Raw genomic sequence first — 19,672 nt, 5'->3', positions numbered from 1 at the left:
TAGGATCGCACCATGGTTGATGACAGACACACACAAGGACCGACGCCCGGTAAACCACGTTCATGGCGTGTGACAGATGGGCTTGAAGCGACGGCTTCACGGGGGATGTTGCGCGCAGTCGGGTTGGGCGATGATGATTTTGCCAAACCCCAAATTGGGGTGGCATCGTCGTGGAACGAAATAACCCCGTGCAACTTGTCGTTGGATCGTCTTGCGGGGGCGGTGAAAGAGGGTGTGCACGCCGCAGGTGGGTTCCCGTTGGAGTTTGGCACAATTTCGGTGTCGGATGGTATCTCCATGGGACATGAGGGGATGCACTATTCGTTGGTTTCCCGTGATGTCATTGCTGATTCTGTGGAAGTTGTCATGGAAGCGGAACGACTCGACGGTTCCGTACTTCTAGCCGGTTGTGATAAGTCGTTGCCGGGGATGCTGATGGCGGCTGCGCGTCTCAATGTCTCGAGTGTGTTCTTGTATGCCGGATCGATCATGCCGGGGTGGGTCAAACTTAGCGATGGAACGGAAAAAGACGTCACCCTCATTGACGCGTTTGAGGCAGTAGGGGCGTGTGTGCGCGGGCTGATGTCACGTGAGGATGTGGATCGCATCGAACGTGCTATTTGCCCTGGTGAGGGTGCATGCGGTGGGATGTATACCGCAAATACGATGGCTGCTGTGGCCGAGGCATTGGGAATGTCGATCCCGGGTTCTGCGGCGCCTCCGAGTGCGGATCGCCGTCGGGATATGTTTGCTCGTCGAAGCGGTCAGGCGGTGGTCGACTTGCTCAATGCGGGGATAACCGCACGTGACATTATGACGAAGCCTGCGTTTGAGAATGCTATTGCTGTGGTGATGGCTCTGGGTGGGTCAACGAATGCGGTGTTGCATTTGTTGGCGATTGCTCACGAAGCTGAGGTTGATTTGTCGTTGGATGATTTTGCGGCGGTTGCTCGCCGCGTTCCGCACCTCGCGGATGTGAAACCGTTTGGTCGTTACGTGATGAATGATGTGGATCGCATCGGTGGTATCCCGGTTGTCATGAAGGCGCTTGCTGATGCGGGGCTGCTTGATGGGGATTGTCTGACAGTGACAGGGCGAACGGTGGCGGAGAACCTCGCCGATATTGCTCCTCCGGACCCTGACGGGGTCATTCTTCGGGTGATGGATCAGCCGATTCATCCCACGGGAGGGATCACGATTTTGCATGGGTCGTTGGCGCCTGAGGGGGCGGTGGTGAAGTCTGCTGGTTTTGACCGGTCGGTGTTCACGGGGACCGCCCGGGTGTTTGAGGGGGAACGTGCCGCCATGGATGCGTTGGAGGATGGGACTATTCGGGCTGGGGACGCGGTGGTGATCCGTTATGAGGGGCCGAAGGGTGGCCCTGGGATGCGAGAGATGCTTGCGGTGACTGGCGCGATTAAGGGGGCTGGGCTGGGGCGAGATGTGCTGTTGTTGACTGATGGGCGTTTTTCCGGTGGGACAACGGGACTGTGCGTGGGGCATATTGCTCCGGAGGCTGTGGATGGTGGCCCTATTGCGTTGGTGCGTGATGGGGACACGATCCGGTTGGACGTGGACGCGGGCACTCTCGATGTGCTTGTTGATGAGGGGGAGATGGCGGCCCGGGCTGTTGATTGGGTTCCGGCATCGAGGCCGGTCAAGCGCGGCGTGTTGGCGAAGTACGCACAACTTGTTGGGAGTGCGTCTCGAGGTGCGGTCCTTGGGTGACCGACAGGCGGACTGTTCATGATGTGAGAACTCGGTGTGGCGGGGTGACATGGCCACGTGGGGAGCGTAGTCTGCTTATATGCGGAAGACAGTCGTCCTAGTTCTCAAGCGCGTTGGCATAGCCCACTAACTTGAGCTGATTGTCAACGCGCGGATCCTCCCAGTCACCTCACCCGGTGCGGGGGGTTTTTTCATGTCAGCATGAAAGCGGACATAAGTCCTAGACCCAGAAAGTCTTGGACACACTGAAGGATGCTTTGGGGTACGCGCCCCGTGTAGAGGTGTCCCGACTTGCTCGACCAGCAGCCGGCTATTGCACGACAACAACGATGAGGAGAACTTGATGGTTCAGGCCAACAAGCAGGCTGGGAAGCCGCAGGGCTCCAAGCCAGCTCCAAGCCCTGCCGCGCTGGCGCGGCCTGCGCACGGCTCACCCGCCCCCCACGATTGCACGGGCGCTGAGTCCATTGTGCGTTCTTTGGAGGCAGCCGGGGTCGACACTGTTTTCGGGATCCCGGGAGGCGCGATTCTTCCGACGTATGACCCGTTGATGGATTCGAAGAAGCTACGCCACATTCTCGTGCGCCATGAGCAGGGGGGTGGGCATGCTGCGTCTGGTTATGCTCACGCAACTGGTCGAGTGGGCGTCACCATGGCGACCTCTGGTCCAGGTGCGACGAACCTGGTCACGCCCCTTGCCGATGCGCATATGGATTCGATCCCATTGGTTGCGATCACCGGTCAGGTGGGTGCACCTCTCATTGGGACTGATGCGTTCCAAGAGGCAGACATTGTCGGTATTACTTTGCCCGTCACCAAGCACAACTTCCTGGTGACTGACCCAGCTGAGATTCCTCGCACGATTGCTGAAGCGTTCCACATCGCGCAAACAGGTCGTCCCGGCCCGGTTCTGGTGGACATCGCAAAATCGGCGATGCAGGCGCAGACACGTTTTGAATGGCCAAGTGAACTGAATCTTCCTGGGTACCACCCGGTGACGAAACCCCACTCGAAGCAGATCCGTGAAGCGGCACGGCTGATCGCATCGTCACGCAAACCCGTGTTGTATGTGGGGGGCGGAATTATCCGTTCGGGTGCTGCAGCCCAGTTGCGCCGACTGGTTGACCTGTCTGGTGCCGCTGTGGTGACAACGCTGATGGCTCGTGGCGCGTTGCCTGACTCGCACCCGCAGCACTTGGGTATGCCTGGCATGCATGGGACAGTTCCTGCGGTGGCAGCCTTGCAGAAGGCTGACCTGGTTGTTGCTTTGGGGGCACGGTTTGATGACCGTGTGACAGGCCGTTTGGATTCGTTCGCTCCTTTGGCAACGATCGTGCACGCCGACATTGACCCCGCAGAAATTGGGAAGAACCGTGATGTTGACGTTCCGATCGTTGGTGACTTGAAAGAAGTCATTGACGACCTTATCCCTGAGCTGGAACGGGAACACGACAAAAACGGTCGCCCGGACATTGAGGGGTGGTGGCGTCAGATCGATGCGTGGCGCGACACGTACCCTCTTGGTTTCACTGAACCCAACGATGGGTTGCTCGCTCCGCAACACATCCTGTCGCGCCTGTCAGAAATCTCAGGACCCGAGTCGATCTATGTGGCGGGTGTTGGGCAACACCAGATGTGGGCGTCACAGTTTATCCGTTATGAACGGCCGAACTCGTGGATTAACTCCGGTGGTTTAGGCACCATGGGGTATTCCATCCCCGCAGCAATGGGTGCGAAGGTAGGAGCACCGGACCGCACAGTGTGGGCCATCGACGGTGATGGGTGCTTCCAAATGACCAACCAAGAGTTGGCGACCTGCACCATTAATGACATCCCCATCAAGGTCGCGTTGATCAATAACTCGTCGTTGGGCATGGTTCGTCAGTGGCAGACACTGTTCTACAACGAACGGTATTCCAACACTGATTTGCACACCGGCCACGGCACTCGTCGCGTCCCTGACTTTGTCAAACTTGCTGACGCTTATGGGTGCGAAGGTATCCGAGTGGAACGCCTTGACGAGGTCGATGACGCGATTCGGCGCGCCGAAGAAATCAACGACCGCCCAGTTCTCATTGACTTCAACGTGTCTCGTAACGCCATGGTGTGGCCAATGGTTGCAGCCGGTGTGTCCAACGACGACATTCAATACGCGCGGGGTATTTCTCCTGCGTGGGACCGCGAAGAGTAACGGAGAGGAAGCACATCATGTCTCGTCATACCTTGTCCGTTCTCGTTGAGAACAAGCCAGGTGTTCTGACCCGTATCGCGGGGTTGTTTGCCCGCCGTGCGTTTAACATTCATTCTCTTGCTGTGGGACCCACCGAGCATGAGGAACTGTCACGGGTGACCGTTGTTGTTGACGTGGATGAGTTGCCGTTGGAGCAGGTCACGAAACAACTCAACAAACTCGTCAATGTCATCAAGATTGTTGAACTGGAATCAACAACTGCTGTGCAACGCGAACTGATGTTGATCAAGGTGAAGGCTGACCATTCCTCACGGTCGGGTGTTCTTGAGATCGTCCAGTTGTTCCGTGCGCACGTGGTCGATGTTGTTCCTGACACCGTCGTGATTGAAGCGGTGGGGAACTCGGAAAAACTTGATGCACTGTTAGGTGCACTTGAACCGTATGGGATCCGTGAAATTGTGAAGTCTGGGGCGATTGCTATTGGGCGGGGATCCCGTTCGATGACTGACCGCGCCTTGGACCGCTCCTCACGGCCCACACACTGACTCATACACTTACGACCATAACCACAATCAAAAGGAGACTCCGGTGGCTGAGCTTTTCTACGACGACGACGCTGACCTGTCCATCATCCAGGGGAAAAAGGTTGCTGTCATTGGCTACGGCAGCCAAGGGCACGCTCACGCGTTGAACCTACGCGATTCCGGTGTGGATGTCCGGGTCGGGTTGCGTCCCGGTTCATCATCCGCAGCGAAAGCTGAAGGTGAAGGGCTGAAGGTTCTTCCGGTTGCTGATGCAGTCAAGGAAGCTGACGTTGTTGTTATTTTGACCCCTGACCAGGTGCAGCGCACAGTGTACGCGCAAGAGATCGCCCCGAACCTCAATGAGGGTGCAGCCCTTGTGTTCGGTCACGGGTTTAACATCCGTTTTGGGTACATTAAGCCAGAAGCTGGGCACGACATCCTCATGGTTGCCCCGAAGGGCCCAGGGCACTTGGTGCGCCGTGAGTACGTTGACGGTCGTGGTGTCCCGGTGATTGTTGCCGTGGAACAGGACGCGTCAGGTGCTGCTTGGGACTTGGCTTTGTCTTACGGAAAAGCCATTGGTGGGTTGCGTGCCGCCGGTATTAAGACCACCTTCACTGAAGAAACAGAAACTGACCTGTTTGGTGAGCAGGCTGTGCTGTGTGGTGGCGCATCGCAACTCGTGCAGTACGGGTTTGAGGTCCTGACCGAAGCCGGGTACCAGCCGGAAGTGGCCTACTTTGAGGTGCTGCACGAACTGAAACTCATTGTTGACCTCATGTGGGAAGGTGGAATCGCGAAGCAGCGCTGGTCAGTCTCTGACACGGCAGAGTACGGTGACTACGTGTCTGGCCCTCGTGTGATCACCCCTGAGGTGAAGGAAAACATGAAGGCTGTTCTCGCGGACATCCAAAACGGTGCGTTTGCTGACCGGTTCATCAAGGACCAAGAAGCGGGTGGCCCAGAGTTCAAAGAGCTGCGTGCCAAGGGTGAAGCCCACCCGATTGAAGCAACAGGCCGCGAACTGCGCAAGCTCTTTGCCTGGAGCAAGCGCAGCGACGACAACACCAACGACTACGTCGAAGGTAGCGTAGCCCGCTAACCTGTCATCACCATATATTGATGCCCGCCACTGTGACACAGTGGCGGGCATCAATACGTTTATGCTTGTCCGCGGCGGGCAGGTGAATGGAGAAGAACGGCTAACGCGACACCCCAGATGATGAGTGCGGCGGTGAAGTGGGTTTTGGATGATCCGTCCCACAGGGGGAGTGCCCACCAGTAAAACCCTTGTGAGTTGTATCCCAGGAACATGGATATGAAGAGGAACGAGGTTGTCGGAATCCAGAAGGTCCGCGGCATGACCCGTTGTGAGAGCATGAAAAAGCCTGCGAAGAACACTGTGTTTCGGATCAGTGCGAGTTCACCACCGTGTGCATTGGGAATTAATCGGTAGGACAACCCGCAGGCGAGCACAAACACGGTGATTGTGAGGACACCACAGAGTCGAGCGACCCGGAAACGTGAGTTCTGCGGGTAGGCGAAGTTGCTTTCCAACATTGTGAATGACGCGATCACGAACCCCGCAATCACTGGGAGTAGCATCCCTAAGTGAATGGGGACCTGGAAGGATAACGGGCCAAGTCGTTGGACGCTGACGCCCCCTATCGCACAACTGAGTAGCGCGTACACGACGATGAGGGGCACAAGAGACCTGACATCGTAGATGCGTAACCATAAAGGAATCAGCCGCGTGGCGTTCATTGGCTGCACGCGTCTGCCATGGCATGTAACGAATCAGCGTACTCGTCGGTAGTAAAAGGTGTGGGAGTTAGTGCAAGTGCAGCGGTTGCAAATCCGAAGGTTATATCCCAGTGATTGAGGAAGGACATGTCTTGCCCACCAACCAACGTATTAAAAGTATCGTTGTAACACTGAGCAGGCACTGACACTGTGTTCGCAATGAGCATTTGGAAGTCTGGGTCGTGACTAAGATCAGCTTGTGGAACGAAGGGGCCAAGGGCAGGGATTCCAAGGTAAGCAACACCTTCTTTTCCTTCATGAGGGCTCGGGACAGCTGTTTCTTCTTCGAGCCGTGAAGGAAGAAGTAGGGGGTCAACTCCCGCGGAAATCATCCGTTCATACGCTTCAACATAGGAATCAGCAACGTAGTGTATCGCCCGCCTATGTTCGTATGTGAGGCATATCTCTAAGGGGTCGTTGGTGCTAAGGATGTAATGAGAACAGGCACTTCGCTCGAGTGTTGTGGTCAAAGGGGTTTTGTAGGTTGTGGTGGGTAGGGCGAACCCTGTGAGTGTGGTGGCGGCGAGTATCGCGATGGGTGCTAGTTTTGACGGGCCTTGCTCGGAGGTAGGTGTTTTCCGGGCAGTGATGGTGTAAGCAGCCGCAGCCGTAATGAGGAAGACTTGGATAAGCCTGAGTAGTTGTCCTTGCCAGGTCCACACATAACCAACCTGTGGGGCTGTTGCACCTTGCAACACGAGCCAGGGGGTGCCTCCAGGAAAAGACTCCGACGTGAGTGCCAGAAGAAACAGTGCCGCGAATGCGATGAATCCTGCTGTGTGGGCTGGTGTGTGGCGTCCGATGGTTGCACCGATAAGTGCGACCGCGAGGAACGTGAGGATTTGGAGTGTAAGGGTTAGTGCGATGCGTTCCCAACCGACCATGGGGTTTGTGACCTGGCCCCACATCAGCATGGTAAGTGTCATGATGATGTGGGTTGTGGTGATGGATGCTGTTGCGATGATGCTTGGTAATAGGAGTGCTGCTTTCCATCGTGGTGTTGCAGCGATCATGTGGAGTGAGCCGGGCCTGCAAAGTGATGCGGTGTCGTAGCTGACGAATGCTGCCAGGAGTGGGAGTGTGTAGATGTTGAAGTTCGACAGTGTTTCCAATGTCAGGTAGGAATCACCAAGAAAGTCCCACCGACCTGAAACCACAATAAAACTGCCAGCAAAGAGCAAATACGCAACACCAACGTAGGGGCTGAGGAAAGTGCGAAACAATGACTTCACGGTGCTACTTTCCCGCTTCCCGTGTAGAGCTGGTTGAGTGCCACCTCAAGTGGGGTAGCTCCAAGATGTGTGTCGCGCGCTGTTGATTCAAGTTCATCGACGCTGCCATTGAAAACGACCTGCCCTTGATCAAGGACAAGTAGTTGTGAGGCGAGGTGCCGGATATCTTCCACGAGGTGGGTGGACAGGAGAACTGTTTTATTCCCCAACTCTTCCTCGATAGTTGTCCTGACTGCGATGCGTTGAACTGGGTCCAGCCCTGCAGTGGGTTCATCAAGGAGAAGAATCGCCGGGTCGTGGACGAGAGCCTGTGCTATTCCAAGTCGGCGCTGCATGCCTCCTGATAATTGCGACGTGCGCTTAGTTGCGTGTTCTTCCAAACCAAGCCGTGTGATGAGGTCAGTAATCCGTTCTTGTGGATCCTTGAGCATGTGTAACCATGCAGAGAATGTCAACACGTCACGGACAGTTGCATTCTTGGGAAAGATAGGGTTCTGCGGTAAATATCCAATGTTGGTGTCACGGTGCATGACGCGGCCAGAGGAGGGACGCAACGTTCCGACGATGGTGTTGAAGAGGGTGCTCTTACCAGCACCATTCACACCCACGATCCCGGTGATGCCGGGAGAAAACTCCGCGGTTATGGGACCTAGTGTGAAGTGAGAGCGCCGATGCGACACCGTAAGTTGAGCGAGTTGCAGGGTCATCCTGATTCTCCGTTATCTGACGCGTGAACTCGCGTGATCTCATCATGGGGGATGCGTGTTATGGGAGCGTTTCGACGTCCTGAAGACAGTAGATGTAAGACCTCTGCAGGTCAAGAGCATTGTCGCAGTTTCTTAGCGTGGAGGTATGTCCGGTTCGAGAAATCCGTGATTTATTACGGTTCCTTGCTTCTTGAGAAGACTTGCTGGGGCACACGTGTGACCGAATAGTGAAACCCCCATCCCGCTGTGTGGACAGACGGAGTAGTGTGGGGGGCATGACCAAGAACATCAAACTGGCAGTCGTCGCTGGTGACGGCATCGGTATCGAAGTTGTCGAACAGGGCCTTGTGGCACTGGATGCGGCACTAGCGGGTACGCAGGTGTCGGTGGAACCCACCGAGTTCAACCTGGGTGCGCAGCGGTGGCACACCACCGGGGAAACGCTGACTGATTCCGACCTTGACGCGATCCGCCAGCATGATGCGATTCTTCTTGGTGCGATTGGTGATCCGAGTGTTCCGTCCGGTGTTCTTGAGCGTGGACTACTCCTGAAGCTCCGTTTCAGTCTTGACCACTACGTTAACCTGCGCCCCGGAAAGCTCTACCAGGGCGTCTCCTCCCCTTTGGCTAACCCAGGGGACATTGATTTCGTTGTCGTCCGCGAAGGAACAGAAGGCCCCTACGTGGGTAACGGTGGCGCCATTCGTGTGGGAACACCCCATGAAGTAGCGAACGAAGTGTCCGTGAACACGGCCTTTGGTGTCGAACGGGTTGTGCGAGACGCCTTCACACGAGCCGCTGCACGCGAACGCAAACACCTCACACTGGTGCACAAACACAATGTTCTCGTCCACGCGGGTCACCTGTGGCGCCGCACAGTCGAGCGAGTCAACGAAGAGTTCCCCCAGGTCACTACTGATTACCTCCACGTTGATGCAGCAACCATCTTCCTGACAACAAACCCCTCACGCTTTGATGTCATCGTGACTGACAACCTCTTTGGTGACATTTTGACCGACCAAGCTGCCGCGATCACCGGTGGTATTGGCCTTGCGGCGTCGGCGAACATTAACCCCGACCGCACCGCACCCTCCATGTTCGAGCCTGTTCACGGTTCAGCACCGGACATTGCTGGGCAAGGGAAGGCTGACCCCACGGCAACAATTCTGTCGGTAGCACTTATGCTCGATCACCTGGGTTACCACACAGAATCTGCGCGCGTTGAAGCTGCAGTCGCAGCGGACCTCGCCGAACGTGGCACCACGCCACGATCCACACGTGAGGTCGGTCAGGCAATCACCGAGCGCATCGGTGGTCTGTAACCCTGCCCCAGGAATCAACCGGACTGCCCGGCGGGGCAATGACCGCGTGACGGCTCGGCTCCTATAATGAGACCAATGTGTGTGCACCGCCTCCTCAGAGGCGGTGCACCGGTCATCAGGTGAAAGGCCGATTCCATGAGCACAACGCTCACCTCCCAGACACGCTCACTCGATGAACTCGTGTCACAATTCAGCGTGCACCGTTCCACCAGCCCATTGCCGGTGGAGGAACGCGTAGCACTGACCGCATCGCCGAAGTTCGGGACGGTCTTCACCGACCACATGACCCGAATGACCTGGACTGTTGACGAAGGGTGGCACAACCGGAGGGTTGAACCCTACGGGCCACTCCACATGGACCCTGCGGCCGCAGTACTGCACTACGGGCAGGAAATTTTTGAAGGGTTAAAAGCGTACCGGCACGCTGATGGTTCCGTGTGGTCGTTTCGGCCCGAGCAAAACGCGCTGCGATATGCGCTGTCAGCCCGACGGCTAGCACTCCCAGAGTTACCCGTTGACGATTTCCTCGGTTCCGTTGCGGCGTTGGTGCGAACAGACGTTGACTGGGTGCCATCGGGGGAAGAAGCAAGCCTCTATCTGCGTCCTTTCATGATCGCGTCCGAAGTGTTCTTAGGGGTGCGTCCCACCCATGAGGCGGAACACCTTGTGATTGCGTCACCGGTTGGCCCCTACTTTGATAAGGGTGTTCACCCCGTCAACATCTGGATTTCCAGGGATTATGCTCGCGCTGGCCGTGGTGGCACGGGGGAAGCCAAATGTGGCGGCAACTATGCCGCATCGTTGCTCCCACAGCAGGAAGCTGGCAAACGAGGGTTTGATCAGGTGTGTTTCCTGGATGGTGGGCAGACTCCTGCCCTTGAAGAGCTCGGTGGGATGAACGTGTTCTTCGTCCATGACGACGGGACCGTGGTGACCCCGGCGCTGTCGGGTTCCATCCTGCGTGGGGTCACACGCTCCTCGATCATTCAACTCCTCACTGACCGTGGTTTGACTGTGCGCGAGGAACATCTCACCCTTGACGCACTGCGCGATGGTTTGGAAAAAGGGCGAATCGTGGAAGCGTTCGCCTGTGGAACAGCTGCTGTGGTCACCCCCATCGGTCGCCTCGCTGACAATGACTTTGATGTCACTATCAACAACGGTGAATCAGGCACCCTCACGATGGACATTCGCCGTGAGTTGACAGACATCCAGTATGGGCGTCGTCCAGACCCGCACGGGTGGATGACGCGCCTCGCGTAACTGTTCGGCGCCTTGCTCATGCTCCCTGCAACCACTGGGCGTGGTTGCAGGGAGCGGGTGAACTGTCCCTGAGTGTGAGACGAAACTTGGGACACACCCACTTCCTCACCTAGAATGTGGCCTATGGCACTGATGCAGCTCATTATTCGCTAGCGCGTTCGACTCACCCGTCGAACGTGCCAACCTCCCATGACCCAGTCGGGAGGTTTTTTTGTTGGCACAGCACACCCGCTACGCCTCAGCGAACGTCACACACCCAGGTGATGGATCTGCTCACCGCCGCACGCCCCAGAGAACGAAAGTTGGAACCGACTGTGACTCTCCACGTCTACGACACCACTTTGCGCGACGGTGCGCAGCAGGAAGGCATCAGTTTGTCCGTCACGGATAAACTGGCCATTGCTCCTCTCCTAGACGAGCTGGGCGTGGGGTTTATTGAGGGAGGATGGCCTGGTGCTGTCCCCAAGGACACGGACTTTTTTGCTCGTGCTGCCCGGGAGTTGACATTAAAGAACGCGGTGTTGGCCGCGTTTGGGGCCACCCGTAAGGTGGGAGTGGCCACAGATAAGGACCCTCAGGTTCGCGCGCTTCTTGACTCCCAAGCACCTGTGGTGACGTTGGTGGCGAAGTCAGATATCCGGCATGTTGAGCGGGCACTGAAAACTGATGGTGCTGAGAACCTAGCCATGATCCGGGACACAGTTGCTTTCCTGGTGGGGGAAGGGCGCCGTGTGTTTGTCGACGCGGAGCACTTCTTTGACGGGTACCGGTACGACCCCGACTATGCCACCAATGCTGCACTCGCGGCGTTCGATGCGGGCGCTGAAGTGGTGTGTCTGTGTGACACTAACGGTGGGATGCTCCCCAACTGGGTGAGTGACATTGTCAGCGAACTGCGTGAGCGCACAGGGGAGGGCATCCTTGGGATGCACGCCCACAACGATTCTGGGTGCGCGGTGGCCAATACGTTGGCTGCGTTGGATGCGGGAGCCCAGCATTTCCAAGGCACCGTCAACGGGTATGGGGAACGAACCGGCAACGTTGACCTCATCACGACAGTGGCGAACTTGGAGATCAAGTATGACCGTCGCGTTCTTCGTGGTGGACGTCTTGATGATGCGACGCGTATCGCGCACGCCATCTCTGAGATCACGAACATTTCTCCATTCGCCCGTCAACCCTACGTGGGGGCTTCGGCGTTTGCACACAAGGCAGGGTTACATGCGTCAGCGATCAAGGTCGACGCTGACCTGTACCAGCACACAGACCCCACCAAAGTGGGCAATGACATGCGCATGCTTGTCTCTGACATGGCGGGCCGCGCATCGATTGAACTCAAAGGAAAAGAGCTGGGGTTTGACCTGGCGGGTCAAACCGAGGTGCTTACTCGTATCACGAACCGTGTGAAGTCAGCGGAACAGCAGGGGTACACCTATGAAGCTGCGGACGCATCGTTTGATCTTGTGTTGCGGGATGAGGTATCTGGTGGGCTCCCGGAGTATTTCACGGTCGAGTCATGGCGGACCATTGTGGAAAACTATGGGTCCACCGGTGACGAAGCGATCGCGGAAGCAACGGTCAAACTCCATGCCGGTGGGGAACGCATCATTGTCACCGCGGAAGGAAACGGCCCGGTGAACGCCCTTGACCAGGCGTTGCGCCATGCGGTTGAGAAGATTTACCCGGAGATTGCCAAGTTTGAACTCATTGACTTCAAGGTGCGGATTCTGGATCAAGAACAGGGAACTGATGCGATCACCCGAGTTCTGATCGAAACAACAGATGGTGTGAGTTCGTGGTTCACTGTCGGGATCGGTCCGAACATCTTAGAAGCTTCGTGGGAAGCGCTCATTGATTCTGCCGTGTACGGGCTTATCCACGCGGGGGTCAAACCGGTTGCATAACGATAACCACCACGGAAACTGTGGTGGTCTCATGAGGAACACCACAGTTTCGTGAGGTCGGGAACGGCGTAGGATCGAGGACGTGAGAGCAGAATACAAAGTCCCCGGTGGCAAACTTGTGGCAGTCGATCTTGATGTGGTGGACGGACGGCTTGCGAACGTCGCTGTTCATGGCGATTTTTTCCTCGAACCTGACGATGCGCTCATGGGGTTTAATGACGCACTCAATGGGATGCCTGTTGATGCGTCGTTTAGTGAGTTCAGAACTGCCGTTGAAGAGGCAGTGACTCCTGGGGTCACCATGATGGGTTTTGCTCCGCGGGACATTGTTGTTGCCGTGCGCCGGGCCCTGGGGAAAGCAACGACCTGGGATGATCACGCGTTTGACATCATTCATGACACCCCTCAACTGCCTTACATGCAGATTGCCCTTGACCAGGCGCAAACAGAGGCGGTGGATCAAGGTTTGCGTGGCCCTTTGCTTCGGGTGTGGGAATGGGGTGCTAACGCTGTCATTATTGGTTCGTTCCAGTCCTACCGCAACGAGGTTGATGAGGAAGCCGCCGAGCGTCACAATGTGACCGTTGTGCGGCGCATCTCTGGTGGTGGAGCAATGTTTGTGGAACCGGGGAACACGATTACGTACTCGTTGATTGTGCCTGGATCACTGGTTGATGGCATGTCCTTTGAAGAGTCCTATGAGTTTTTGGACCGGTGGGTCATTGACGCGCTCAAGGAGATCGGCGTTCAGGCGCGGTATGTTCCCCTGAATGACATCGCTTCTGACCAGGGGAAGATCGCGGGTGCGGCGCAAAAACGTCTTGCTGGCGGCACGGTGCTCCATCACGTCACCATGGCGTACAACATTGACGCAGACAAGATGCTTGATGTGTTGCGCATTGGGCGCGAAAAGCTCTCTGATAAGGGTACGAAGTCGGCGAAGAAACGCGTGGACCCGTTGCGGTCGCAAACCGGAATGTCCCGTGAGTCCATTATTGAGGCGTTCAAAGACCATTTCCGGTCGCGGTACCGCACGCAAGACGCCCACGTCAGTGAGTGGGAGTTGACGCGGGCAAAGCAACTGGTTGAAGAAAAGTTCTCGACACGTGAGTGGCTTACTCGCGTGCCCTAACATGCCGTGTGAGGTTCACGGCTCACACTAGGCCGGTGGGAGGAGCGCCTTCACGTCTTCGCGGGACGCGATGGTCACATCGAAAATAACGCGGGTGTTCGCGAACTGGTTCTTGCCCTCATCGAGTTTTTGCCGAGTGCGGTCACCAGCGGCGTCGTCGTTGACAGTGACGGTGAGTCGAATCCCGTAACCTTCGGTCCCTGCGGGAACTAGCGAGGTAACCTCGGGGGTGGCAAGCGCTGCCAGTGACTGCTCAACCAGGTAGGACACGTCGGTTCGGGTTTGTTCGTCGTCGCCTGCGTCCCCAAGAACGATGATGTCTGCCTGGAGTTCAGTGGCGTTGTCGTTCCAGGTGTAGGTCGGCAACGTGAGGGTGTCACGAGGCGCGCGTGGTGATCCGGCTGCCGCGCTTTGGGCGCGAGCTTGCTCCTCCGCGGCGGCCTTCAATGAATCCCAAAGACCAAGTTTCTTTCCATCTGGTCCTGTCCGGGGGACTGTGGGCAAGGACACGGCAGCGCTGGTGTCGCCGTGTGCCCCGGTGCGGGCTGCGTCGGGGTTGGACTGAACCATGATGGGCATGGACTTGCCAAGGCGTTCGCGCAGCACCTCGATCGCCTGAGTTGCTAACGGGGTGATGGCCGTGTCACCGCAGTCAACAACCAGGGTGACTGTGGCGCCTTGGACGCCGTCGGGGATGCTTTGCCCAAATTCGCCGGCTTGGACAGCGTTCACGGTTGCAATAATGCGTTGGGTGAGTTCGTCAGCGGTTTTTGCCGGTTCCCGGTCCGCGCCATTGAAAGGTATGTGCAGGTGAACTGATGTGTCCTGCTCGGACCAACGTTCGGTGACATCTGCGGGGGCGTGGGTGGCGGGTTTACGGCGGAAGAAACTCATGGTTCTAAGGTTATGCCAGTGAGGGTCGTGCACCGAACACGGCAGTCCCGACTCGGACAATTGTTGCGCCACATTCGACGGCAATGTCAAGGTCGTTACTCATCCCCATGGAGAGGTGTGTGGCGTGCTTGTGTCCCTCGGCGAGCGCGGCATCACGGATGGCGGCAACACTGTGGTAGCTGTCGCGTAGAAGGGTTTGGTCGGTGGTGCGGGGCCCGATTGCCATGAATCCCCGTAACTGGAGGTGGGGGAGTGTGTGAATGTGGTTGGCCAGGGTGAGTGCGTCGCTAGGGGGGCAACCGTGTTGGGTGGGGGCACCGGAGACGTTGATTTGGATGAGCACGTTGAGTGGGTGGGTGTGGGACCAGCGGTCGTTGAGTTTGGTGGCTAGTTGTGGGGTGCTCACACTGTCAACCCACGCGTCGGCGTGGTGGGCCAGTGCGGTGAGGGTGTGGTTGATTTTGTTGGATTGCAGCGGCCCAATCAGGTGTGCAGAGAGTCGCAGGGAACTGAGGTCGGCGGCTTTATTGCTGAGTTCCTGGACCCGGTTTTCGCCTATGGCTAAGGGGCGGTTGGTGATTTGCTGGGTGGTGACTAGGTGCCGGTAGGTGTGGATCGCATCGGTGATTGTGGGTGTGGGTTGGGTTTTGGTGGCCAGGAGCAGGGTGATGTCAGCCGGGTTGCGGTGGGCGGTGTGGGCAGCATTGTCGATGCGGGTGCTCACAGTGGTGAGGGGAACACGGTACTGCGGGTGGGGTGTGTGGGCTGGCATACTGCCATCCTAAAACTGCCGATGCGCGTGGTGCGGAACAGCCCGATGTGTGGATTGGGTGTGCGGGTAGTTATCTCGATGCGGTGGGTGTGACCTGGGTTGTAGGGTGGCGGTATGCGCACTGTTTTGAACATTATTTGGTTGGTCTTCGCGGGGTTTTGGCTGGCTGTGGGGTATGCGGTTGCCGGGCTCATTTGTATGGTCCTGATTGTGACCATTCCTTTTGGTATTGCTTCGTTCCGGATGGCGAACTATGTGTTGTGGCCGTTTGGGCGTGACGTGGTGGATCATCCTGGTGCCGGTGGGTGGTCGACGCTGGGCAACATTGTGTGGTTGATTGTGGCTGGCTGGTGGTTGGCGTTGGAGCACTTGGTCACGGGGATTGCGTTGTGTGTGACGATCATTGGGATTCCGATGGGGATCGCGAATTTCAAGATGATTCCGTTGGCATTGTTGCCCATGGGCAAACGTATTGTTGAGTCCAACCGCTGGTAGTGCAGGGAAACGAGACTGGTTGTGTCTGAGGTGATTTGCGGGGAGTTCCCTGAGTGTGTGCCGAGGTTGCGTGGGGATGGGTTTGTGTTGCGTGCCCATGGGCCAGGGGACCTGGAGCGGATCGTTGAACAGTGCCAAGACCCGTTGGCGCAACGGTTTGTGCCGCTGCCTTCCCCGTACACTCACAGCACTGCACACGATTTTTTGACGGGTTATGTGGCAGGTGGGTGGAACCGCCGCGAGCACGCTGAGTTCGCGATTGCCGACGTGTCGGACACATACCTGGGGTCGATGTCGTTGAAGGCGAGAGATCACGACCGGTATGAGATTGGGTATTTGCTTCACCCTGATGCACGTGGGCGTGGTCTTGCGACTGCTGCCGCAAGGGTTGCTTTACGGTGGGCGTTTACCGAGTTGGGAGCTCAGGTTGTGCTGTGGCGTGCCGTCGGCGGTAATGAGGTATCTCTTCGGGTGGCACAGAAACTAGGGTTTGAGTGCACGTCGCTGCTGCCCGGGTGGTTTTACACCCAAGGTGAGTACGTTGATGAGGTGGGTGGTACCCTCACCCGTGCTCGGTTCGAAGCGCAATGGGGGCTGTGACTGCGTGGGTGACCGCCACTAAGTCCTGAGGGCGTAACCCGACATCAAAGCCGCGCCGCCCACCGGACACGTACACTGTGTCGTGGTTGAGGGCGCTGGCGTCAAGGAGCGTGGTGTGTTGAGTTTTTTGGCCAAGGGGTGAAATCCCACCTACTACGTAACCGGTGGCGCGTTGCGCCGCATCGACGGGGGCCATGGTGGCTTTTTTCCCGTGGACCGTGTGGGCGACCGCTTTGAGGTCCAGGGTGCAGTTGACCGGGATGATCGCAACGGTCAGGGTTCCGTCGACGCTGACCATCAGCGTTTTGAATACCTGCTCAGGTGGCACACCAATGGCTTGCGCTGCTTCAAGCCCATACCCAAGGTCGCTGCGTGGGTCGTGCTCATAGGGGTGAGTTGTGTGCGAGATGCCTGCTGAATTGAGGGCAGCAACCGCCGGCGTGGACGCTGCCGCTTTCTTCTTGCCCATTATTCTCCTTGCGTTGGTGCTGTGTCCTTTGTTCCGACATGAACGATGCGCATGCGTAGTTCCCCAGCCTCGTCGCTGGCTGCCACATCCACGTGGGCGATGATGCGCCAGTCGTGGTCCTCGTTGGGGTCATCAAGGATCTGGGTGACGGTCCACACGGTGCCCTGACCGCCGCTGGGTGCTGTGTCTACATGGAACAGCTGTGGGCTGCGGGCTTGAGCGCTCATCCCAATAGCGTCATCCCCGTACTCAGAAAACATGGGGTCCAGTGCATCAGCCCACTGGTCACCGTTCCACCCGTCCTTGGCAGCAAGACGGTCAAACGCGTCATAGTCTTCACGGGCAGCCAACTCCACCCGGTGGAACAGTGCTTGACGGATCATGGCGGTGAATACTCGTCGGTTCGCGGACAACGGTGGTGGCCCTTGGTCCTCCACAGGGTCAGGAACTGTTTGGTCAGCGAACGCTTCAGGGTGTGACAGGCGCTCCCACTCGTCAAGGAGTGAGGAATCCACACCACGCACGAGCGCCCCCAACCACTCAATGAGCGTATCCACCTCTTCTGTTCGATGCTCAGCGGCCACGATCTGCCGTAACGTACGGTACGCATCGGCAAGATACCGCAACAACACACCCTCAGAACGGTCCAACTGATACCGCGAAATGTACTCCTGAAACGACGAAGCCGTCTCAAACATTTCCCGGACCACGGACTTCGGTGAGAGTTCGTGCTCAATGATCCACGGGTTCGTCAACCGGTAGGTGCGGAAAGCTGGTTCCAACATGTCCGCCAATGGGCGAGGCCACGTGATCTCTTCCAACAACTCCATCCGCTGGTCATACTCCAGACCATCGGCTTTCATCTCCGCGATCGCCAAGCCCTTCGCCACTTTCTGCTGGGCAAACAACACCTGACGGGGATCATCCAAAATTGACTCCACAACAGAGACCACATCAAGTGCATGGGTGGGGGACTGCGGGTCAAGTAACTCTTGAGCTGCCACCGCAAACGGCGACAACGGCTGGTTCAACGCAAAGTTCTCCGGCAAATCAGTCGTCAACTCAATTCGAGCCGCCGGAACATGCCCAACAATCCCAGTGACCGGGCGAGTACGCGTCACAATGCCCGCCTGACGCAACGACCGGTAAATCCGAAACGCCTGGCGCACATGCTCACGCTGCCGCGCCGGCGAATCATGGTTTGCTGTGAGCAGGTGCCGCATCGCTGCAACCGGGTCAGACCCATACCCGTCCCGGGTCCGCGCAAGAACATTAAGCACCATGGCGTGAGACATCGCGAACTGGGAAGTCAACGGTTCCGGATCTGCATCACGCAACCGCTCAAACGTGCCCTCAGTCCAGTTCACCGCACCAGCAGGCGCCTTCTTCTTCACAATTTTCTTGATCTTCTTCGGGTCATCCCCCGCCTTGATCAACGCCTTACGGTTCTCAATGACATGGTCGGGGGCCATCACAAGGACCTCACCCAACGTGTCATACCCGGCGCGCCCCGCCCGACCCGCAATCTGATGAAACTCACGAGCGGTAATGTGGCGCATCCGCTCACCGTCGAACTTCACCAGTGACGTCAACAGCACGGTTCGAATAGGAACATTAATTCCCACCCCCAGCGTGTCCGTCCCACACACCACCTTGAGTAACCCCTTTTGGGTGAGCCGCTCCACCACCCGCCGGTACTTCGGTAACATTCCCGCGTGGTGAACCCCCACCCCGTGCCGCAAAAACTTCGACAGCAGCTTCCCAAACCCAGAGCCAAAACGAAACGCCCCCAACTCCTCCACGATCGCGGCTTTCTCCGCCGCGCTCGAGAGCTTGGTCGACAACAACGCCTGGGCGCGTTCCACCGCGTCTTTTTGGGTGAAGTGCACAATGTACACCGGCGCCCGGTGGGTAGTCACCAACTCCTCAATCACCTCAGGAAGCGGCTCAATAACGTAGGAGAACATGAGCGGAACAGGTCGCTCAGCACCACTGACCTCCACGACATCCCGGCCAGTGCGCTCCTTAATGTCCGTGATAAAGAACGAGGTGTCACCCAAAGTTGCCGACATCAGCACAAATTGCGCTCGCGGAAGCTCCAGGAGAGGAACCTGCCACGCCCACCCACGCTGTGGGTCAGCATAAAAGTGGAACTCATCCATGACCACCTGGTCCACACCAGGATCTTGAGACTGCTCGCCCCCACGCCGAAGCGCCTGGTTCGCCAAGATCTCCGCCGTGCAACAAATAATCGGGGCGTCCGGGTTCACCGCAGAATCACCGGTCATCATCCCGACGTTGTGGGACCCAAATACCTCCACCAACGCAAAGAACTTCTCCGACACCAGTGCCTTCAGTGGGGCCGTGTAGTACGTGCGTTGCCCCCGCGCAAGGGCCACAAAGTGCGCAGCCATAGCTACCAAAGACTTACCTGAACCGGTGGGGGTCGCCATGATGACATGGTTGCCAGAAAGAACCTCCAACAATGCCTCTTCTTGCGCCGGGTACAAGGTGAGCCCACGCGAGGCTGCAAACTGACTCATCGCATCAAAAAGCTCGTCATCATCGTGGGGGTCACGCAGGGAGGAAAGGATCGCATCTAGCGGGGCTTTGGTAGTCATCCCCACCATTGTCTC

The 19,672-nt window shown here is 57.4% G+C and carries 17 protein-coding genes; 10 read left to right on the top strand and 7 right to left on the bottom strand.

Features of this window, described 5'->3' with window-relative positions; translation table 11 throughout:
* Positions 1 to 12 precede the first annotated feature (12 nt).
* The 4 genes from ilvD to ilvC all read left to right on the top strand — a co-directional run bounded on the left by ilvD (position 13) and on the right by ilvC (position 5,545).
* The gene (gene ilvD, locus JDEN_RS08625; RefSeq protein WP_015771985.1) at positions 13 to 1,728 is read left to right on the top strand and encodes a dihydroxy-acid dehydratase; all 1,716 of its coding nucleotides are present in this window, start codon (positions 13 to 15) and stop codon (positions 1,726 to 1,728) included.
* Positions 1,729 to 2,071: 343 nt separating this feature from the next.
* The gene (locus JDEN_RS08620; protein WP_015771984.1) at positions 2,072 to 3,919 is read left to right on the top strand and encodes an acetolactate synthase large subunit; all 1,848 of its coding nucleotides are present in this window, start codon (positions 2,072 to 2,074) and stop codon (positions 3,917 to 3,919) included.
* 17 nt (positions 3,920 to 3,936) lie between these two features.
* On the top strand, positions 3,937 to 4,464 hold the full coding sequence (gene ilvN / locus JDEN_RS08615; protein ID WP_015771983.1) for an acetolactate synthase small subunit: 528 nt from the start codon (positions 3,937 to 3,939) through the stop codon (positions 4,462 to 4,464).
* A gap of 43 nt (positions 4,465 to 4,507) precedes the next feature.
* Complete coding sequence (gene ilvC / locus JDEN_RS08610; protein WP_015771982.1) at positions 4,508 to 5,545, top strand: ketol-acid reductoisomerase; 1,038 nt, start codon at positions 4,508 to 4,510, stop codon at positions 5,543 to 5,545.
* Between the two features lie 59 nt (positions 5,546 to 5,604).
* Here the strand turns inward: ilvC and JDEN_RS08605 are convergent, their stop codons facing one another.
* The 3 genes from JDEN_RS08605 to JDEN_RS08595 are packed head-to-tail and all read right to left on the bottom strand — an operon-like array spanning position 5,605 to position 8,185.
* On the bottom strand, positions 5,605 to 6,207 hold the full coding sequence (locus tag JDEN_RS08605; RefSeq protein WP_015771981.1) for a hypothetical protein: 603 nt from the start codon (positions 6,205 to 6,207) through the stop codon (positions 5,605 to 5,607).
* Positions 6,204 to 7,478, bottom strand: a complete 1,275-nt coding sequence (locus tag JDEN_RS08600; protein WP_015771980.1) for a hypothetical protein — start codon at positions 7,476 to 7,478, stop codon at positions 6,204 to 6,206. Before JDEN_RS08600 ends, JDEN_RS08605 begins: the two co-directional genes overlap by 4 nt.
* The gene (locus JDEN_RS08595; protein ID WP_015771979.1) at positions 7,475 to 8,185 is read right to left on the bottom strand and encodes an ATP-binding cassette domain-containing protein; all 711 of its coding nucleotides are present in this window, start codon (positions 8,183 to 8,185) and stop codon (positions 7,475 to 7,477) included. Before JDEN_RS08595 ends, JDEN_RS08600 begins: the two co-directional genes overlap by 4 nt.
* A gap of 275 nt (positions 8,186 to 8,460) precedes the next feature.
* Here JDEN_RS08595 and JDEN_RS08590 point away from each other — a divergent pair, with 275 nt between their 5' ends.
* The 4 genes from JDEN_RS08590 to JDEN_RS08575 all read left to right on the top strand — a co-directional run bounded on the left by JDEN_RS08590 (position 8,461) and on the right by JDEN_RS08575 (position 13,806).
* Positions 8,461 to 9,507 carry a 3-isopropylmalate dehydrogenase gene (locus tag JDEN_RS08590; protein WP_015771978.1) on the top strand — a complete coding sequence of 349 codons (1,047 nt, stop codon included), beginning with the start codon at positions 8,461 to 8,463 and terminating at the stop codon, positions 9,505 to 9,507.
* Between the two features lie 135 nt (positions 9,508 to 9,642).
* Positions 9,643 to 10,770, top strand: a complete 1,128-nt coding sequence (locus JDEN_RS08585) for a branched-chain amino acid aminotransferase (protein WP_015771977.1) — start codon at positions 9,643 to 9,645, stop codon at positions 10,768 to 10,770.
* A gap of 263 nt (positions 10,771 to 11,033) precedes the next feature.
* Positions 11,034 to 12,674: a citramalate synthase gene (gene cimA / locus JDEN_RS08580; RefSeq protein ID WP_015771976.1), complete on the top strand. Its 1,641-nt coding sequence runs from the start codon at positions 11,034 to 11,036 to the stop codon at positions 12,672 to 12,674.
* Positions 12,675 to 12,756: 82 nt separating this feature from the next.
* Entirely contained in the window at positions 12,757 to 13,806 is a 1,050-nt protein-coding gene (locus JDEN_RS08575) for a lipoate--protein ligase family protein (RefSeq protein ID WP_015771975.1), read from the top strand.
* Positions 13,807 to 13,833: 27 nt separating this feature from the next.
* On the opposite strand, the gene JDEN_RS08570 is transcribed toward JDEN_RS08575, so the two are convergent.
* Both JDEN_RS08570 and JDEN_RS08565 read right to left on the bottom strand, forming a co-directional pair.
* Positions 13,834 to 14,700, bottom strand: coding sequence for a hypothetical protein (locus JDEN_RS08570; protein ID WP_015771974.1), 867 nt, complete (start codon positions 14,698 to 14,700; stop codon positions 13,834 to 13,836).
* 10 nt (positions 14,701 to 14,710) lie between these two features.
* Complete coding sequence (locus JDEN_RS08565; protein WP_015771973.1) at positions 14,711 to 15,472, bottom strand: YggS family pyridoxal phosphate-dependent enzyme; 762 nt, start codon at positions 15,470 to 15,472, stop codon at positions 14,711 to 14,713.
* 114 nt (positions 15,473 to 15,586) lie between these two features.
* Here JDEN_RS08565 and JDEN_RS08560 point away from each other — a divergent pair, with 114 nt between their 5' ends.
* Together JDEN_RS08560 and JDEN_RS08555 are read left to right on the top strand one after the other, a co-directional pair.
* Entirely contained in the window at positions 15,587 to 15,967 is a 381-nt protein-coding gene (locus JDEN_RS08560) for a YccF domain-containing protein (RefSeq protein ID WP_015771972.1), read from the top strand.
* A gap of 57 nt (positions 15,968 to 16,024) precedes the next feature.
* Positions 16,025 to 16,567, top strand: a complete 543-nt coding sequence (locus JDEN_RS08555; RefSeq protein WP_170125585.1) for a GNAT family N-acetyltransferase — start codon at positions 16,025 to 16,027, stop codon at positions 16,565 to 16,567.
* Here JDEN_RS08555 and ybaK read toward each other — a convergent pair.
* Positions 16,530 to 17,036: a Cys-tRNA(Pro) deacylase gene (gene ybaK / locus JDEN_RS08550; RefSeq protein ID WP_015771970.1), complete on the bottom strand. Its 507-nt coding sequence runs from the start codon at positions 17,034 to 17,036 to the stop codon at positions 16,530 to 16,532. The genes JDEN_RS08555 and ybaK overlap by 38 nt on opposite strands.
* Positions 17,036 to 19,657, bottom strand: a complete 2,622-nt coding sequence (locus JDEN_RS08545) for a DEAD/DEAH box helicase (protein WP_015771969.1) — start codon at positions 19,655 to 19,657, stop codon at positions 17,036 to 17,038. The genes ybaK and JDEN_RS08545 overlap by 1 nt, the downstream gene beginning before the upstream one ends.
* Positions 19,658 to 19,672 lie beyond the last annotated feature (15 nt).

The sequence above is a fragment of the Jonesia denitrificans DSM 20603 genome, assembly GCF_000024065.1.
GTDB classification, from domain to species: Bacteria; Actinomycetota; Actinomycetes; order Actinomycetales; family Cellulomonadaceae; genus Jonesia; species Jonesia denitrificans.
This window is presented reverse-complemented; position numbering and strand designations above follow the sequence as displayed.

Excerpts from the sequence above, each read along its gene's own strand:
- ilvD (WP_015771985.1), top strand. The coding sequence starts at position 13 with ATGGTTGATGACAGACACACACAAGGACCGACGCCCGGTAAACCACGT.
- JDEN_RS08620 (WP_015771984.1), top strand. The coding sequence starts at position 2,072 with ATGGTTCAGGCCAACAAGCAGGCTGGGAAGCCGCAGGGCTCCAAGCCA.
- ilvN (WP_015771983.1), top strand. The coding sequence starts at position 3,937 with ATGTCTCGTCATACCTTGTCCGTTCTCGTTGAGAACAAGCCAGGTGTT.
- JDEN_RS08605 (WP_015771981.1), bottom strand. The coding sequence starts at position 6,207 with ATGAACGCCACGCGGCTGATTCCTTTATGGTTACGCATCTACGATGTC.
- JDEN_RS08595 (WP_015771979.1), bottom strand. The coding sequence starts at position 8,185 with ATGACCCTGCAACTCGCTCAACTTACGGTGTCGCATCGGCGCTCTCAC.
- JDEN_RS08590 (WP_015771978.1), top strand. The coding sequence starts at position 8,461 with ATGACCAAGAACATCAAACTGGCAGTCGTCGCTGGTGACGGCATCGGT.
- JDEN_RS08585 (WP_015771977.1), top strand. The coding sequence starts at position 9,643 with ATGAGCACAACGCTCACCTCCCAGACACGCTCACTCGATGAACTCGTG.
- cimA (WP_015771976.1), top strand. The coding sequence starts at position 11,034 with ATGGATCTGCTCACCGCCGCACGCCCCAGAGAACGAAAGTTGGAACCG.
- JDEN_RS08570 (WP_015771974.1), bottom strand. The coding sequence starts at position 14,700 with ATGAGTTTCTTCCGCCGTAAACCCGCCACCCACGCCCCCGCAGATGTC.
- JDEN_RS08565 (WP_015771973.1), bottom strand. The coding sequence starts at position 15,472 with ATGCCAGCCCACACACCCCACCCGCAGTACCGTGTTCCCCTCACCACT.
- JDEN_RS08560 (WP_015771972.1), top strand. The coding sequence starts at position 15,587 with ATGCGCACTGTTTTGAACATTATTTGGTTGGTCTTCGCGGGGTTTTGG.
- ybaK (WP_015771970.1), bottom strand. The coding sequence starts at position 17,036 with ATGGGCAAGAAGAAAGCGGCAGCGTCCACGCCGGCGGTTGCTGCCCTC.
- JDEN_RS08545 (WP_015771969.1), bottom strand. The coding sequence starts at position 19,657 with ATGACTACCAAAGCCCCGCTAGATGCGATCCTTTCCTCCCTGCGTGAC.